The 15255-nt window shown below is 68.2% G+C and carries 19 protein-coding genes and 1 pseudogene; 15 read left to right on the top strand and 5 right to left on the bottom strand.

What is annotated here, in order from left to right; genetic code table 11:
* The 4 genes and pseudogenes from Q1K09_RS10950 to Q1K09_RS10940 all read left to right on the top strand — a co-directional run.
* A pseudogene (locus Q1K09_RS10950) lies at positions 1 to 140 on the top strand (IS5/IS1182 family transposase); the annotation flags it as partial.
* 5 nt (positions 141 to 145) lie between these two features.
* The gene (locus tag Q1K09_RS13100) at positions 146 to 367 is read left to right on the top strand and encodes an alpha/beta fold hydrolase (RefSeq protein ID WP_366909366.1); all 222 of its coding nucleotides are present in this window, start codon (positions 146 to 148) and stop codon (positions 365 to 367) included.
* The gene (locus Q1K09_RS13095) at positions 357 to 695 is read left to right on the top strand and encodes a hypothetical protein (RefSeq protein ID WP_366909364.1); all 339 of its coding nucleotides are present in this window, start codon (positions 357 to 359) and stop codon (positions 693 to 695) included. Before Q1K09_RS13100 ends, Q1K09_RS13095 begins: the two co-directional genes overlap by 11 nt.
* Positions 692 to 1180, top strand: a complete 489-nt coding sequence (locus Q1K09_RS10940) for an RES domain-containing protein (RefSeq protein ID WP_300345462.1) — start codon at positions 692 to 694, stop codon at positions 1178 to 1180. The genes Q1K09_RS13095 and Q1K09_RS10940 overlap by 4 nt, the downstream gene beginning before the upstream one ends.
* Before the next feature lie 6 nt (positions 1181 to 1186).
* On the opposite strand, the gene Q1K09_RS10935 is transcribed toward Q1K09_RS10940, so the two are convergent.
* Positions 1187 to 1447, bottom strand: a complete 261-nt coding sequence (locus tag Q1K09_RS10935; protein WP_300345461.1) for a hypothetical protein — start codon at positions 1445 to 1447, stop codon at positions 1187 to 1189.
* A gap of 50 nt (positions 1448 to 1497) precedes the next feature.
* Between Q1K09_RS10935 and Q1K09_RS10930 the strand changes: the two genes are divergently transcribed.
* Entirely contained in the window at positions 1498 to 1728 is a 231-nt protein-coding gene (locus Q1K09_RS10930) for a hypothetical protein (RefSeq protein WP_300345460.1), read from the top strand.
* A gap of 32 nt (positions 1729 to 1760) precedes the next feature.
* Here Q1K09_RS10930 and Q1K09_RS10925 read toward each other — a convergent pair whose 3' ends face one another.
* Positions 1761 to 2402, bottom strand: coding sequence for a M23 family metallopeptidase (locus Q1K09_RS10925; RefSeq protein WP_300345459.1), 642 nt, complete (start codon positions 2400 to 2402; stop codon positions 1761 to 1763).
* A gap of 497 nt (positions 2403 to 2899) precedes the next feature.
* Here Q1K09_RS10925 and rpsB point away from each other — a divergent pair, with 497 nt between their 5' ends.
* The 6 genes from rpsB to Q1K09_RS10895 all read left to right on the top strand — a co-directional run bounded on the left by rpsB (position 2900) and on the right by Q1K09_RS10895 (position 7856).
* Positions 2900 to 3805, top strand: coding sequence for a 30S ribosomal protein S2 (gene rpsB, locus Q1K09_RS10920; protein ID WP_300345458.1), 906 nt, complete (start codon positions 2900 to 2902; stop codon positions 3803 to 3805).
* Positions 3806 to 3852: 47 nt separating this feature from the next.
* The gene (gene tsf, locus Q1K09_RS10915; protein WP_300345457.1) at positions 3853 to 4695 is read left to right on the top strand and encodes a translation elongation factor Ts; all 843 of its coding nucleotides are present in this window, start codon (positions 3853 to 3855) and stop codon (positions 4693 to 4695) included.
* Positions 4696 to 4891: 196 nt separating this feature from the next.
* Positions 4892 to 5611: a UMP kinase gene (pyrH, locus tag Q1K09_RS10910; RefSeq protein ID WP_300345456.1), complete on the top strand. Its 720-nt coding sequence runs from the start codon at positions 4892 to 4894 to the stop codon at positions 5609 to 5611.
* A gap of 96 nt (positions 5612 to 5707) precedes the next feature.
* On the top strand, positions 5708 to 6265 hold the full coding sequence (gene frr, locus Q1K09_RS10905; RefSeq protein WP_300345455.1) for a ribosome recycling factor: 558 nt from the start codon (positions 5708 to 5710) through the stop codon (positions 6263 to 6265).
* A 5-nt stretch (positions 6266 to 6270) separates the two neighbouring features.
* Positions 6271 to 7293 carry a phosphatidate cytidylyltransferase gene (locus tag Q1K09_RS10900; RefSeq protein ID WP_300345454.1) on the top strand — a complete coding sequence of 341 codons (1023 nt, stop codon included), beginning with the start codon at positions 6271 to 6273 and terminating at the stop codon, positions 7291 to 7293.
* Between the two features lie 2 nt (positions 7294 to 7295).
* A complete protein-coding gene (locus Q1K09_RS10895) occupies positions 7296 to 7856 on the top strand; it encodes a DivIVA domain-containing protein (protein ID WP_300345453.1) in 561 nt (186 codons plus the stop codon).
* A gap of 67 nt (positions 7857 to 7923) precedes the next feature.
* Here the strand turns inward: Q1K09_RS10895 and Q1K09_RS10890 are convergent, their stop codons facing one another.
* From Q1K09_RS10890 to Q1K09_RS10880, 3 genes are all read right to left on the bottom strand, one after another.
* Positions 7924 to 8226: a putative quinol monooxygenase gene (locus Q1K09_RS10890; protein ID WP_300345452.1), complete on the bottom strand. Its 303-nt coding sequence runs from the start codon at positions 8224 to 8226 to the stop codon at positions 7924 to 7926.
* Positions 8227 to 8314: 88 nt separating this feature from the next.
* A complete protein-coding gene (locus Q1K09_RS10885) occupies positions 8315 to 9310 on the bottom strand; it encodes a Gfo/Idh/MocA family oxidoreductase (RefSeq protein ID WP_300345451.1) in 996 nt (331 codons plus the stop codon).
* A 174-nt stretch (positions 9311 to 9484) separates the two neighbouring features.
* Entirely contained in the window at positions 9485 to 9955 is a 471-nt protein-coding gene (locus tag Q1K09_RS10880) for a GNAT family N-acetyltransferase (protein ID WP_366909359.1), read from the bottom strand.
* Positions 9956 to 10073: 118 nt separating this feature from the next.
* Between Q1K09_RS10880 and dxr the strand changes: the two genes are divergently transcribed.
* From dxr to Q1K09_RS10860, 4 genes are all read left to right on the top strand, one after another.
* Complete coding sequence (gene dxr / locus Q1K09_RS10875) at positions 10074 to 11438, top strand: 1-deoxy-D-xylulose-5-phosphate reductoisomerase (RefSeq protein WP_300345450.1); 1365 nt, start codon at positions 10074 to 10076, stop codon at positions 11436 to 11438.
* 11 nt (positions 11439 to 11449) lie between these two features.
* Positions 11450 to 12997, top strand: a complete 1548-nt coding sequence (locus tag Q1K09_RS10870) for a site-2 protease family protein (RefSeq protein WP_300345463.1) — start codon at positions 11450 to 11452, stop codon at positions 12995 to 12997.
* Positions 12998 to 13080: 83 nt separating this feature from the next.
* The gene (gene ispG / locus Q1K09_RS10865; RefSeq protein WP_300345449.1) at positions 13081 to 14259 is read left to right on the top strand and encodes a flavodoxin-dependent (E)-4-hydroxy-3-methylbut-2-enyl-diphosphate synthase; all 1179 of its coding nucleotides are present in this window, start codon (positions 13081 to 13083) and stop codon (positions 14257 to 14259) included.
* A complete protein-coding gene (locus Q1K09_RS10860) occupies positions 14219 to 15127 on the top strand; it encodes a DUF4081 domain-containing GNAT family N-acetyltransferase (RefSeq protein ID WP_300345448.1) in 909 nt (302 codons plus the stop codon). The genes ispG and Q1K09_RS10860 overlap by 41 nt, the downstream gene beginning before the upstream one ends.
* Positions 15128 to 15255 lie beyond the last annotated feature (128 nt).

Genomic DNA, 15255 nt, shown 5'->3' with positions numbered 1-15255 from the left:
TCGTCGAACGCGGGTTCAGCCATCTGAAGCAATGGCGCGGTATCGCCACCCGCTACGACAAGCTGGCCACCACATTCCGCGCCGCAGTCCTACTCCACGGCGTCATTGCTTGGACCAAGCATTTATCAGACGCGCCCTAGTCGGGTTGGACCAGCGCGGCTGCGGACGCTCGGTCCCCTCTGCGGCAGCGCCGGACTGCGACCTGAGCCAGAACACCACGGAGCACCTGATCGCCGACCTGGAGGCGCTGCGGGAGCATTTGGGCATTCAGGCCTGGTTGGTCAGCGGCGTGTCCTGGGGCAGCACCCTGGCGCTGGCCTACGCCCGGCGTTCACGTCTCCCTGGCCACCGGCGGGGTGCGCCGTGACCCGCGGTGGGAGGACGCCGAATACCGGCTTGCGTTCTGCACCCTGGTGACCCACTACTGGAGCAATCACGGGTTCCTGGACCCGCCCATCCTGGAGAGCACCGAGCCTCTGCATGGAATCCCGGGGACTCTGATCCACGGGCGGCACGATGTCAGCGGCCCAGTCTCCACCGCGTGGCAGCTGCACCGAGCGTGGCCGCAGAGCGAACTGATCGTCGTCGAAGACGAAGGTCACGGAGGTGCCGAGATGGTGGAGCACTGGCAGGCGGCTAATCAGCGGCACGTCCAGCGCATCATGACTAAGACCGGTGAGGGCGGTCCGCGGTGACGTCGTCGCTCTTCACCTCAGTCACCGGGAGCTTCTACCGCGCCATAGATCCCCAGCACCGGGCCTCGGCGCTGCAGGGCTCGCGCAGTGCGGGGCGGTACTCCCGGCCGGATCAGCCGACCCTGTACCTCAGCTCCTCGCCGCAGGGAGTCCAGGCGGCCATGATTGCCCACCGGCACAACCGGGCCGCGGAGCTGGATGTGATCGAGCTGGGGGTGGAGGCCGGGGGAATCTTCGACCTACGGGATGCTGGTGCCCGCACCCGGGCCGGAATCAGCCTCGATGACGCGGTCGCGCCGTGGCAGGACCTGGTGGCTTCGGGCAGCGAACCACCCTCCTGGGGAGTACGACGTCGGCTGGAGGAGTTGGGTGCCCACGGGCTGATCGATCCCTCCCGCAAGGCACCCGGCCTGTGGCACCTGGTGCTCTTCCGCTGGAACCAGCCCGGCGCCCCGCAGGTGCAGTGGCCTAACGCCAGCGGCTAAGGGTCATCAGACTCGGTGGCGGTACTTCTGGCGAACCGCCTGTGGGGAGACGTCGAGGGCCAGGGCGATCTCCAGCCAAGTGATTCCGCGGCGACGGGCATCGATGATGGCCTCGTCAAGCATTTGCTGGGAGACTTTGCGCATTTTGGCTGCGGCCCGGATATCTGCCGTGGCCTCGGGGCCGCGTCGAGTCGCAGGATCCGGTTCGATGCCCTCTTCGAACCGTCGAACAGCCTCTTCTTCGCTCATGCGTGTTTCGGTTGCCACTGTGATCACCTGTCTCGTGGGGGCCAGTATTTCTTTCGCGCTCGCATGGCGTGGACGACTCTGTCCTGGAACTCATCTTCAATGACGCCGACTTCCAAAAGCGTCCCATCGTGAGCGGGTCCGATGAAGATCACGAGCTCGTGGGCGCCTTGATCCTCAAACAGGTCGACATGATTGCGCAACGCATGGAGAATATCGTCAGCGGCAAAGCCATGTTTCCTCGCCGATTGCCTGATTCGTGGTCTCGCGCCGCTTCCCATGGTAGTTTCGATGTTCTCTGAAGACAACATTTCTTGTCTCAGACCTTGAGGGTTTACTCGGCCAGCGGCAGCAGGACGGAGGGTTCGAGCTCGCCGGTCAGCAACAGCGGGTTGATGTAATCGCCCTCCAAGCGCACGCCCCAGTGCAGACAGGGCTGGGCGGCCCCGTGCTCCCCAGCGCAGTGGTGAGAGCCGTCGTCGTAGGTTCCCAGCGTCCCGACCACCTCGCCCTGACTCACCGCATCGCCGGTCTCCAGCTCCGTCTCCGCCGGTTCGAAGGAGCTCACATACCCGCTCCCATGGTTGATGCTGAGAACCCCACGGTCCACGACGACGCCGGAGAAGCTGACCACCCCGCCGGCGGGTGCGCGTATCTGCGCGCCGGGGGAGGCGGCCAAGTCCACTCCGCGGTGGCCAGCAGCCCATGGGGCAGGAGGAGCCTCGAAGTGCTCCACCACCTCTCCGGGGACCGGCCGCACCCAGTCGGCGGCCGAGGAGCCGGACACCGGGGAAGCCATAACAGTGGAGCTGGACGCCGGACTCTCCGCCGCCATCACCGGAGTGGCCGGCGGCATGCCGAGCAGCCCCAGCAGCAGGACTACCAGCAGCAGAACCTCGCGGGGCCGCGGCCACCACAGCAGCGGCCGCCCCGGACGCGGGAACGGAGCCGGTGTGGACGCCTCTGCCATACTCATAGGCCCAGACTGACCCCACCGCCGACCGGCACCCGCTGCCGCCATCTCCGCTGAGCATCGACCGGCGTGTCAGCGCGCACCCCACCCCACTGGGGAAAACCCTGATCTGGTGACCGGTGTCCCACACTGCCGAGTCCCTGAGCCGCGGCGATTGGGGATAGGCGGCAAGACAGGCTAGACTAGGCCGAAGCAGGTGAACTGCGCCCTTTGGCGTGCTCACCTGACTACGCGCTGCGAATCTCTGCACAGCAGGACGTTCCCATCGGTGCCATCACGCAAAACTCCTTGTCACACAGGGGCCCAGCGTGTGTGTACGGGAGCGGGGCGCCCGCCGCTTCGCAGCTAGGAGCCCGGGAGAACCGGGTGAGAAGGGCACCGCCGAGCCGCCGGCCGATCAGGACGGCGAACCGGAACGGATCCCACACAGCAACCGAGAACAACAACGCTCGAGCTGCACGGCAGCGCCGTGTTCCAAGCCGAGCACCGAAAGGAATACCATGCCTGTCGTCACCATGCGCCAGCTGCTCGACTCCGGTGTGCACTTCGGCCACCAGACCCGCCGCTGGAACCCGAAGATGAAGCGCTACATCTTCACCGAGCGCAACGGCATCTACATCGTGGACCTGCAGCAGTCGCTGAGCTACATCGACCGGGCCTACGACTTCATCAAGCAGACCGTCGCCCACGGCGGCACCATTCTGTTCGTCGGCACCAAGAAGCAGGCCCAGGAGGCCATCGCCGAGCAGGCCACCCGCGTGGGCCAGCCCTACGTGAACCACCGCTGGCTCGGCGGTATGCTCACCAACTTCCAGACCGTCTCCAAGCGCGTGCAGCGGATGAAGGAGCTGGAAGAGATTGACTTCGACGACGTCGCCGGCTCCCAGTACACCAAGAAGGAGCTGCTGCTGCTCAGGCGCGAGCTGGAGAAGCTGCAGGCCAACCTGGGCGGCATCCGGAACCTGAACCGCACCCCCTCGGCGGTGTGGGTCGTGGACACCAACAAGGAGCACCTGGCCGTGGACGAGGCCCGCAAGCTGGGCATCCCGGTCATCGCCATCCTGGACACCAACTGCGACCCCGACGAGGTCGACTACCCGATCCCGGGCAACGACGACGCCATCCGCTCGGTTGATCTGCTCACCCGCGTGGTGGCCGACGCCGTCGCCGACGGCCTGATCGCCCGCGAGGAGAAGCGCGGCGGAGGCTCCGGCGCCACCGCCGAGCCGATGGCCGAGTGGGAGCGTGAGCTGCTGGAGCAGCACGCCACCGAGCAGGCCGCTGAGCAGCCCGAGCAGGCCAGCCCCAGCACCGACGGCGACGCCGCCGCTGAGGACGCCACCGGCGAGGCCGAGGCCCCGGTCAACGCCGATGCCGCCGAGGCCGCCGAGAAGACCGAAGGCTGAACACTCACCTCCGAGAGATCTCTTACCTGAGAGGACACGCGAAACCAATGGCGAACTACACCGCTGCCGACATCAAGGCACTGCGCGAGCGCACCGGCGCCGGCATGATGGACGTCAAGAAGGCCCTGGACGAGGCCGACGGCGATATGGACAAGGCCATCGAGGCCATCCGCATCAAGGGCCTGAAGGGCGCGGCCAAGCGCGAGGGCCGCTCCGCAGCCGAGGGCATCGTCCTGGCCAAGGTCGTCGACGGCACCACCGGGTACCTGCTGGAGGTCAACGCTGAGACCGACTTCGTGGCCAAGTCCGAGAAGTTCGTCGGCCTGGCGGAGAAGGTCCTGGAGACCGCCGTCGCCCAGCAGCTGGACTCTGTGGAGGCCCTGTTGGAGGCCGAGGTGGACGGCCGCAAGGTCAGCGACTACGTGACCGAAGAGGGCGGCGCCGTCCTCGGCGAGAAGATCGTGGTCCGCCGGCTGGCGAAGGTCACCGGCTCCTACGTCGACGCCTACCTGCACAAGACCTCCAAGGATCTTCCCGCCCAGGTGGGCGTGCTGGTGGCCGTGGACAGCGACAGCGACGACGCCAAGACCGCAGCCCACGATGTGGCCGTGCACGCCGCCGCCTTCGCGCCGGCCTACCTCACCCGTGACGAGGTGCCGGAGGAGACTGTGGCCAACGAGCGCCGCATCGCCGAGGAGACCGCCCGCGCGGAGAACAAGCCGGAGCAGGCTCTGCCGAAGATCATCGAGGGCCGCACCAACGCCTTCTTCAAGGAGCACGTGCTCGTCGACCAGCCCTTCGCCAAGGAGCCGAAGATCTCGGTGGCCAAGGTGCTGGAGGAGGCCGGCACCAACGCAGTGGGCTTCGCGCGCTTCCGCGTCGGCAGCTGATCACCTCCGCCCGCACAGGGTAGGATGACCGGCAACGCCTGAACCGCGACAAAGGGGGTGACCATCCGTTCGAGATGGTCACCCCCTTTTCGTGCGCCCGATCCCGAAAGGTGCGTGCCCACGCACCCCAGACCCGCCCGATGACGGCCCGCCGGCAGCGCTCCCCACGGGCCGGACGGACGAAGAAAGGAACCTGATGGACAACACTGCGCCCTCTCGCCGCCGCGTCCTGCTCAAACTCTCCGGAGAGGTCTTCGGCGGAGGAGCGGTCGGCGTCGACCCCGCCACCGTGCGCGGCATCGCCGAGCAGATCGCCGCCGTCGGCTCCGAGGTGGAAGTCTGCGTGGTGGTCGGCGGCGGCAACTTCTTCCGCGGGGCAGAACTCTCCAAGGCCGGTATGGACCGGGCCCGGGCCGACTACATCGGCATGCTCGGCACAGTGATGAACGCCCTGGCCCTGCAGGACTTTCTGGAGCAGTCCGGCCAGCCCACCCGCGTGCAGACCGCCATCGGTATGGCCCAAGTCGCCGAGCCCTACATCCCGCTGCGCGCCATCCGGCACATGGAGAAGGGCCGTGTGGTGGTCTTCGGCGCCGGCGCCGGTATGCCCTACTTCTCCACCGACACCGTCTGCGCCCAGCGCGCCCTGGAGGTCGGCGCCGATATGGTGCTGATGGCCAAATCCGGGGTCGACGGCGTCTACAGCGCAGACCCGCGCAGCAACCCCGACGCCCAGCGGCTCGAGCAGCTGACCTACACCCAGGCGCTGATGCAGGACATCCGCGTGATGGACCAGACCGCGATGACCATGTGCAATGACAACGGGCTGAGCATGCGCGTGTTCGGCATGGAGGGCGACGGCAATGTGACCCGGGCGCTGCTGGGGGAGCCGCTGGGCACCCTGGTGACTCCCTGAGACAGCCTTCGAAACACCGGCGGGCCGGCCCGCCACCGTGCCCCCAGGCCCCCGGTAGACTGTGATCCACGACCCAAGACGTCCAAGGAGATGCCCGTGACTGACGAGACCCTGCTCGAAGCTGAGGAGCAGATGCAGCGAGCCGTGGAGGCCACCAGCGAGGACTTCGCCACCGTTCGCACCGGACGCGCCAACCCCGCTCTGTACTCCAAGGTGTTGGTGGACTACTACGGTGCCCCCACTCCGCTGCAGCAGCTGGCCTCCTTCGCCACCCCGGACGCGCGCACTATCCTGATCACCCCCTACGACGCCGGGGCGATGCGCGAGATTGAGAAGGCGCTGTCCGACTCGGAGATCGGCGCCAACCCCTCCAATGACGGCAAGCAGATCCGCATCACCATGCCGGAGCTGACCGAGGAGCGCCGCAAGGAGTACGTGAAGCTGATCAAGGGCAAAGGCGAGGACCACAAGGTCTCGGTCCGCAACGCCCGCCGCAAGGCCAAGGAAGCCATCGAGAAGGCCGTCAAGGACGGCGAGGTCGGAGAGGACGACGGCGACCGCGCCACCAAGGAGCTGGAGTCCCTGACCAAGAAGTACGTAGAGCGCATCGACGAGATGACCAAGCGCAAGGAAGCCGAGCTGCTGGAGGTCTGAGGCGGATGCGCACCGGAGAGGGCGAGCAGCCGCAGAACGGTGCGCCTGCTGACCCCCAGGCCGCAGATCCTGGCATGAACAGGCCCCCTGCCGCAGACTCCCGGCCGGCACCGCCCGCGGGTCCGATCACCGGCCCCGCAGAGGGGACAGGGCCCGCCGAAGGGCCCGCCAAGCGGCACATCAGCCCCGGCCGCAACCTTCCGGCAGCCATCACCACCGGAGTGGTGCTGCTGGTTCCCGCGCTCTTGGGGATCTTCCTGGTCCCGCCGCTGCTGATCGCGGTGTGGATCGTGGTGCTGTGCATGGGGGTCTGGGAGGTCGCCCGGGCCCTGGAGGCCCAGGAGTTCGACGGCGGCCGGCGGCTGCGCATCCCCAAAGCCCCGCTGTATCTGGGGGCGGCGGCCATGCCGGTGGCAGCCTACTGGGGCGGAGTCGAAGCGTTGACCCTGGCGCTGATGGTCACCTGCCTGGCCGTGGTGGTCGGAGCGGCGATCACCCGGGTCGCCGACCCCGGGCGCAGCATCCTGGCCTCGGTGTTCGTGGCCTGCTGGGTGCCTTTCCTGATCTCCTTCGCCCTGCTGCTGCTTCAGTCCCCGCAGGGGGAGTGGCGGCTCGTCGTCGTCGTGCTGCTGGTGGTCGCCAATGACACCTTCGGCTATATCTCCGGGGTGCTGTTCGGCAAACACCCGATGGCCCCCAAGGTCAGCCCCAAGAAGTCCTGGGAAGGGTTCGCCGGCTCCATGACCGGCGCGGCGGCAGTGGGCATGCTGGCCTCCTGGCTGATCTTCCAGGAGCCGATCTACATCGGAGCGCTGCTGGCCGCCGCCGTGGTGGTCGCCTCCACCGCCGGGGACTTCAGCGAATCGATGGTCAAGCGGGAACTGGGGCTGAAGGACATGTCCCATGTGCTGCCAGGGCACGGGGGAGTGATGGACCGGCTGGACTCGCTGGTCTTCGCGATGCCCACCGCCTACTTCCTGATCGTGGCGCTTACCGCTGAATCCGCCGGACTTCCCTTAGGCTTATGAGCATGGCAACTACTTCCGCCCCGCTGTTCACCCTGCTCAGTGACCAGGAACAGGGCTACCACCGAGGTGAGGTCGACCAGTTCATGGCCCGCGCCCGCCAGGCCTACGACTCCGGCCGCGGCATGCCGCTGGCAGAGATCCGTGAGGCCAGCTTCTCCATGGGCCCCGGCGGCTACAACCCCGCAGAGGTCGACGCCGCCCTGGACCGCCTGGAGGACGCATTCGCCGGCGCGGAGCGTGACCGCTACATCGCTCAGTACGGAGAGGACGCCTGGTACGAGCAGCTGCACCAGCGCTCCCAGCCGCTGCGCCGCCGTATGGAGCGTCCCGATGGGCAGCGGTTCCGCGAACCGGCCGCCGCCGGCGTACTGGGCTACCGCAAGGACGAGGTGGACCACCTCTGCCGCCAGCTGGAGCAGTACCTCGACGGCGAGAACCCGATGAGCGTGGACGAGATCCGCACCATCACATTCGCCTCGGCCACCGGATCCAACGGCTACGACGAAGCCCAGGTGGACGCCTTCCTGGACAAGATGACCGAAATCATGGCCTCCGTAGGCTGAGCCCGGAACGGACAGCCACCAGTCGGGCAGCTGCCCGGCGGTCGGCCCGCCGCCGCACAGCGCGGGCTCAGTCGCGCAGCGGAGACCCGGTCACGTCGAATTGGAATCCGCTCATCTCCCCGGAGAGCATCGGCGTGGCCTCCGCGATCGCCTCCTGCACACTGGGCAGCTGCAGCGAGGACCGGTGCGCCTCCGCGCTGGTCCACAGCTCGGTGACGAAGACCGTATCGGGCTGGGTGGGGGAGGTGCCGACCTCATAGAGCAGGCACCCGGCCTCTGTCAGGGCGAGGTTGCTGCGGGTCAGAATGGCGACGACCTCATCGGCGCGGCCGGGCTGGACACCCAGGGTGCCCACATTCGCGAAAGTCATGGGGCCAAAATAGCGGCTGGGGCCACCCGGCGGAAGACTCACCGGCCGCCGCTGCGAGGACGCCGTCTCCGGGGCGGAGCGGTGCGCCTCAGGCGTCTTCGCCGGGGTAGCGCAGCCCGATCTGCCGGCGGATCTCGTCCAGAGTTCCCATGATCGCCACCGAGTCATCCAGGGTGATCAGCTCGCCGTCGAACCGCCCGGCGGCCACGTACTCCTCGGCCGCGATCGCCTGCAGCTGCATCCCCCGGCCCGGCACATCGGAGACGTACTGCTCCACCACCTCCCCAGTGGGGTCGTAGTGGGTGAAGCCGGCAGAGGTGTACCAGATCCGGTCGATGTCGATCCGGCCGGCTGAGCCGAGGATGTGGGCGGTATTGGGCCCCGCGCCGCGGGAGGAGGTCAGCAGCGTGGACACCGCCCCGGAGGCATGGGTCATCACCGCACCCACCTCCGTGTCGGCGCCGGTGGAGCCCAGCCGTCCGGCGGCCTGCACTGAGGTGGGGGCGCCGAGTATGTCCCAGGCGAAGGAGACCGGGTAGACGCCCAGATCCAGCAGCGCCCCGCCGCCCAGGGACAGCGCGTTGATCCGGTGCTCGGGGTCCTCGCCGAAGAGCTGGGTATGGTCGGCGAAGAGTGCCCTGACCTCCCCGATGCCGCCGGAGGCGATGATCTCCCGAATGCGCACCATATGCGGCAGGTACCGGGTCCACATCGCCTCGCTGACCAGCAGGCCGCGGCTGCGGGCGGCCTCGCGCAGCTGCTCGGCCTCACGCCGATTGATCGTGAACGGCTTCTCCACCAGCGCATGCTTGCCGTGCTCGAGCACCAGCATGGTGTTCTCAAAATGCATTGGGTGCGGGGTGGCCACATAGACGATGTCGACCTCATCGTCAGTAGCCAGCTCCTGGTAGGAACCGTAGGCACGCGGGATGCCGAACTCTGCGGCGAAGGCCTCCGCGCTCTGGGCCGAACGGGAGCCGACTGCGGCCACATCCAGGCCGGCCAGGCGCGCGTCTTTGGTGAAGAGTCGGGCAATGCCGCCGGTGGCGAGGATGCCCCAGCGCAGTGGTGTTCGCTCAGTCATACTCCACAAGCTATCAGGGGTGATTCCGCTCACAGCGCGGAACGGGTTGGATCATTCCTCCTTGGAGATGACCAGAGAGTTGACGTCGCGCTGGCGCACCGGCGGCGGGTGCGGGTGCATATCGCGGCCTTCCCGCTGGCCGAACGCGATGCGGAGGAGTGAGCCGGCCGGAGCTCAGTCCAGCTGCAGGATCTTCTCGGTGACCACCTCGGCCCGGGCGTTGGAGAACACCTGCTCTTCCCCGACCTCCCGGAAGCCGCGCGATTCAAGAATCTTCAGCGAGCCGCCGTTGTCCACCACTACACGGGCCTGCAGCGGCCGCTGGGTGAACTCGGAGAGGAACTGGTCCATCGCCGTGGTGGTGATGCCCTGGCCCCAGAATTGCTTATCAGTCCAGAACATCACCTCATGCATATCGCCGTCCCGGAAGACGGCGATGGAGCCGGCCGCCTGACCGTCGACGTCGATAGTGCGCACCAGGGAGTTCTCGTCATTGAGCAGCTCGCCCCAGTGGTGGTCGAAGATGGTGCGGTCCTTCGGATTGGTCGGCGCGAAGCCCGCCATATGGGCGGCGTCGGCGTCCTGCTGGAAAGCGAAGAACTGGTCCAGGTCCGCCTCCTGAACGTCGCGCAGAGTGATCTCCATGGATGGCTCCTTAGTCCTCGGCGTCCGGCCGAAACGGCGTGTCTGGGGTGCATCCAGCCTACCTGCTCGCAGACGCGCGGAGTTTGGCCGCAGGGGCTGAGCGGCAATAATGGGGCTCATGCCCGCTCTGCCTGCTGCCGCCTGTCCGGCCGCTGACATCACCTCGGAAGCTGATCCGCCCGAGGTGCCGCGCCGCGTGGCGATCCTGGGCTCCACCGGCTCCATCGGCACCCAGGCGCTGGAGGTCATCGCCGCGCATCCGGAGTCTTTCGACGTCGTCGCGCTCTGCGCCGGATCCAACGTCGCTCTGCTGACCGAGCAGGTCCGGCAGTTCACCCCGGGGCTGGTGGGAATCCGCGACGACGACGCCGCCAGGCAGCTGCGCGGCGCACTGGAGGACACAGAGCCGATCACCGGCGACGGCGGCACCGGCACCCGCGACGACGACGCCGGGCAGCTGCTCGGCCGCCGGGGACCCACAGTGCTCACCGGCCCCGAGGCCGCCCAGCAGATCGCAGCCGAGTCCGGAGCCGACGTCGTACTCAATGCCATGACCGGTTCCATCGGCCTGCAGCCCACGCTGGCGGCGCTGGCCTCCGGAGCCACTCTGGCGCTGGCGAATAAGGAGTCACTGGTGGTCGGCGGCGCCCTGGTCCGCGACGCGGTGCAGCGGCCCGGCCAGATTGTGCCGGTGGACTCCGAGCACTCCGCGCTCGCCCAGGCCCTGGCCTCCGGCCGGCACCAGCGGGGACTGTGCGCCCTGCCCGCCCCGGGAGCAGCCCAGCTCGACGGCGGCAGCGAGGTCAGCAGGCTGATCCTCACCGCCTCCGGCGGGCCGTTCCGCGGCTGGGCCGGAGAGCAGCTGGCCGCCGTCACACCGGAGCAGGCGCTGAAGCACCCTAACTTCGCCATGGGGCTGATGGTCACCACCAACTCGGCCACTATGGTGAATAAGGCCCTGGAGGTCATCGAGGCCCATCTGCTCTTCGACGTGCCGCTGACCGATATTGAGACCGTCATCCACCCTCAGCAGTACATCCACTCGCTGGTGGAGTTTGTGGACGGCTCCACCATCGCCCAGGCCGGCCCACCGCGCATGCTGGTGCCGATCGCGCTCGGACTCAGCTGGCCGCACCGGCTGGATCAGGTGGACACCCCCATCGACTGGACCCACGCCATGAGCTGGGAGTTCCAGCCGCTGGACCACTCCGCGTTCCCCGCGGTGCGTCTGGCCAAACAGGCCGCCGCCGCCTCGGCGACCCATATGGCCGTCTACAACGCCGCCAATGAGGAGGCCGTGACCGCATTCCACGCCGGCAGGCTGCCGTTCACCGGGATCCTGGCCACTGTGGAGGAGGTGCTGGCCGCCCACACCGGCACCAGCGGCGGGCAGGCGGATCTGGGCACCGTGCTTGAGGCTGAGGAATGGGCGCGGCGGGCCGCCGAGCAGCGCATCGCCGCAGCGCCGGGGGTGGTGAGGTGACTGCGGTGCTGATGGGCGGCGGGATTCTGATCATCCTGGTGGGGATCATTCTCTCCATCGCTCTGCATGAGGTGGGGCACCTGCTGCCGGCCAAGCTGTTCAATGTGCGGGTCACCCAGTACATGATCGGCTTCGGCCCCACCCTGTTCTCGCGCCGCCGCGGCGAGACCGAGTACGGGGTCAAGGCGGTGCCGCTGGGCGGCTACATCGCCATGATCGGCATGTATCCGCCGCCGGAGGAGACGCAGCAGAACGACGACGGCGCGGGCGCTTCTGACCGGCGCAACGGTGCTGCCCCCGACGGCGCTGCCCCCGACGCCGCGCAGCTCGCCGAGGACGAGCAGACCGGCCCGCCCACGGACCCCTATCTGCGCGAGATCGGCCAGCAGTACGCCGCCCCAGAGACGCCCGGGCAGCCGGAGAAGCCGCAGACCCGAGCCACAGTGGCCTCCCACTCCACCGGCATCTTCCAGCAGATGTCCGAGGACGCCCGGGAAGTCGCCGCCGAGGAGATGCAGCCCGGTGACCAGCAGCGCATGTTCTACCGGCTGGCCACCTGGAAGAAGATCATCATTATGCTCGGCGGCCCAGCGATGAACGGGCTGCTGGCCCTGGCCCTGACCGCCGGGACCATCTCCCTCCACGGCACCAATACACCCACCACCGAAGTCGCCGAGGTCTACGAATGCGTGACCAGCGTGGCCGCCGAGCAGGCTGGCGGCGATGCCGGAGACGGCGACGCCGCCGACCCCACCCGCCAGTGCACCGACGCTGACCCGCCCGGCCCGGCCTATGAAGCCGGGCTGCGTCCCGGGGACACCGTGATCGCCTTCGGCGGTCAACCGGTGCAGGAGTGGGACGAGCTGACAGAGCTGATCCGCGCCTCGGCGGGTCAGCCGCAGCAGATCACCTATGAGCGGGATGGCCAGCAGCACACCGCCACGCTGACGCCCATCGAGACCGAACGCCCGGTGGTGGATGGGTTGGGCCGTGCGGTGCGCGATGCCGGCGGGAACCTGGTGACCGAGCCGGTGGGCTTCATCGGTATGGGTGCGACGGTCGAGCTGCAGCGCCAGCCTCCGTGGGAAGCCGGGCCGCTGGTCTGGGAGCAGACCAAAGCGGTGGGCTCGGTGGTGATGACCCTGCCGGTGAGGATGTACGACGTCGCCGTCTCCACCTTCACCGGGGCCGAACGCGACCCCGACGGGCCGATGTCCGTGGTCGGTGTGGGCCGGATCGCCGGCGAGCTCTCCGCGCAGGAGGAGATTCCGATGGGATCGCGGTTCGCCTCCCTGATGTCCATGGTGGCCGCGGTCAACGTGGCGCTGATGGTGTTCAACCTCATTCCGCTGCTGCCCCTGGATGGGGGACATGTGGCGGGGGCGCTCTATGAGGCGCTGCGCCGCCGGTGGGCCAAGCTGCGGGGTAAGCCGGATCCGGGGCCCTTCGACATATCGAAGCTGCTGCCGCTGACCTATGCGGTGGCAGTGCTGCTGATCGCTATGGGCGCGATGCTGATCTTCGCCGACATCGTCAACCCCATCCGCCTGTTCGAATAGCCGCCGAGTCCCGCCTGCGCTCCGCGCTGACCCACCACCACCCGGCGGAAGAGCGGAGAGGGAACGCCGACTACACTGGAACCATGACTGCCATCAATCTCGGCATGCCCACTGTCAAGGAGCCGCCGCCGGTCCTGGCGCTCCGGCGGAAGACCCGCAACTTCCAGGTCGGCTCGGTCGGCGTCGGCAGCGACCACCCCATTTCGGTCCAGTCGATGACCACCACCAAGACCCATGACATCAACGCCACGCTGCAGCAGATCGCGGAGCTGACCGCCTCCGGCTGTGATATTGTGCGGGTCGCCTGCCCCACTGACAAGGACGCGCAGGCGCTGCCGATCATCGCCAAGAAGTCTCAGATCCCGGTGATCGCCGATATCCACTTCCAGCCCAAGTATGTTTACGCCGCCATCGAAGCCGGCTGCGGGGCGGTGCGGGTCAACCCCGGCAACATCCGCAAATTCGACGACCAGGTCGGCGAGATCGCCAAAATGGCCTCCGACCACGGCGTGAGCCTGCGCATCGGTGTCAACGCCGGCTCACTGGACAAGCGGCTGATGGACAAATACGGCAAGGCCACCCCGGAGGCCCTGGTGGAATCCGCCGTCTGGGAAGCCTCCCTGTTCGAGGAGCACGACTTCCACGACTTCAAGATCAGCGTCAAGCACCACGACCCGGTGATCATGGTGCAGGCCTATGAGATGCTCGCCGAGCGCGGCGATTGGCCCCTGCACCTGGGCGTGACCGAGGCCGGCCCCGCCTTCCAGGGCACTATCAAGTCGGCCACCGCCTTCGGCGCGCTGCTGTCCAAGGGCATCGGCGACACCATCCGTGTCAGCCTCTCAGCCCCACCGGCCGAGGAGGTCAAAGTCGGCAACCAGATCCTGGAGTCGCTGAACCTGCGGCCGCGGAAGCTGGAGATCGTCTCCTGCCCCTCCTGCGGACGCGCCCAGGTGGACGTCTACACCCTGGCCGATGAGGTCACCGCCGGACTGGAGGGCATGGAGGTCCCCCTGCGCGTGGCGGTGATGGGCTGCGTAGTCAACGGGCCCGGCGAGGCCCGCGACGCCGACCTGGGCGTGGCATCGGGCAACGGAAAGGGGCAGATCTTCGTCAAGGGTGAGGTCATCAAGACCGTGCCCGAGGACCAGATCGTCGAAACCCTCATCGCCGAGGCCAACCGACTGGCCGAAGAGATGGGGCTCGACGCCGAAGGAGAGGATGCCCCCTCCGGTGGTGCCCCTGTGGTCTCCGTCAGCTAGCCCCCAGTCCCGCGTCGAGCGGGCCACCGGCGGGGCCGTGCGCGTGCTCACCCACGCCGACACCCCCGCGGTGTGGAGCCTGCTCCGCAGCGACCCGGTGGCCCACGTCTCGGCCGCCGCGGCGGTGCGCAACCGCGGGACCGCGGCACCGGGCAAGGGCCGCAACGGCGCATTGCTGCTGGGCATCGACGGCGCCGAGGGGCTGGACAGCGCCTGCTGGTTGGGCTCGAACATCATTCCGGTGGCCGCCGACGCGGAAGCCGGGGAGCTCTTCGGCGCGGCGCTGCGGGCCCTGCGGCGCAGAGTCTCCTCCATCTATGGGCGCAGCGAACCGGTGCTCGCCCTGCACCGGGCCACCGGATGGGCCAACCACCGCGAGGTCCGCGACGCCCAGCCGCTGATGTTCACCGACGCCCCCTCCGCTGAGGTGGACCCGCTGCCCGGTGTCCGGCGCTCCCGGATCGAGGAGTTCGACCCCGTGGAACGCGCCTGCGCGGCCATGTTCACCGAAGAGCTCGGATTCTCCCCGTACCAGCACGGCGCGGCCCAGTACCGGCAGCGCGTGCGTGAACTGATCGAAGCCGGCCACTCGCTGATCAAAGTGGACCCTGATACCCGGCAGATCGTCTTCAAGGCCGAGTTCGGCGCGGTGACCGAAGAAGCCGTCCAAGTCCAGGGCGTGTGGGTCCACCCCGCCTGGCGCGGCCGGGGCCTGGCCGCACCCGGCATGGCCGCCGTCGTCGCCTACGGCCTGAAGCTGGCGCCGCGGGTGAGCCTGTATGTCAACAGCTACAACACCCCCGCCATCCGTACCTATGAGCGCGTCGGCTTCCAGCGCAGCGGCACCTACACCACAGTCCTGTTCTGAGCGCTGAATCGCATCGGACGCCAGGAGGGGCCGCGGCCCGTGAGCAGAGCAGCGCGGGGCCGCCGCTATGGGGTGCGGGAGTACTGCACTGCGCAGAGCAGAGTCTGCTGCGCTCGGCGAGTGCGCCC

Source organism: Nesterenkonia sp., assembly GCF_029265375.1.
Lineage (GTDB): Bacteria > Actinomycetota > Actinomycetes > Actinomycetales > Micrococcaceae > Nesterenkonia.
The sequence above is the reverse complement of the archived record's forward strand: the minus strand, read 5'-3'. Positions and strand labels throughout refer to the sequence as shown.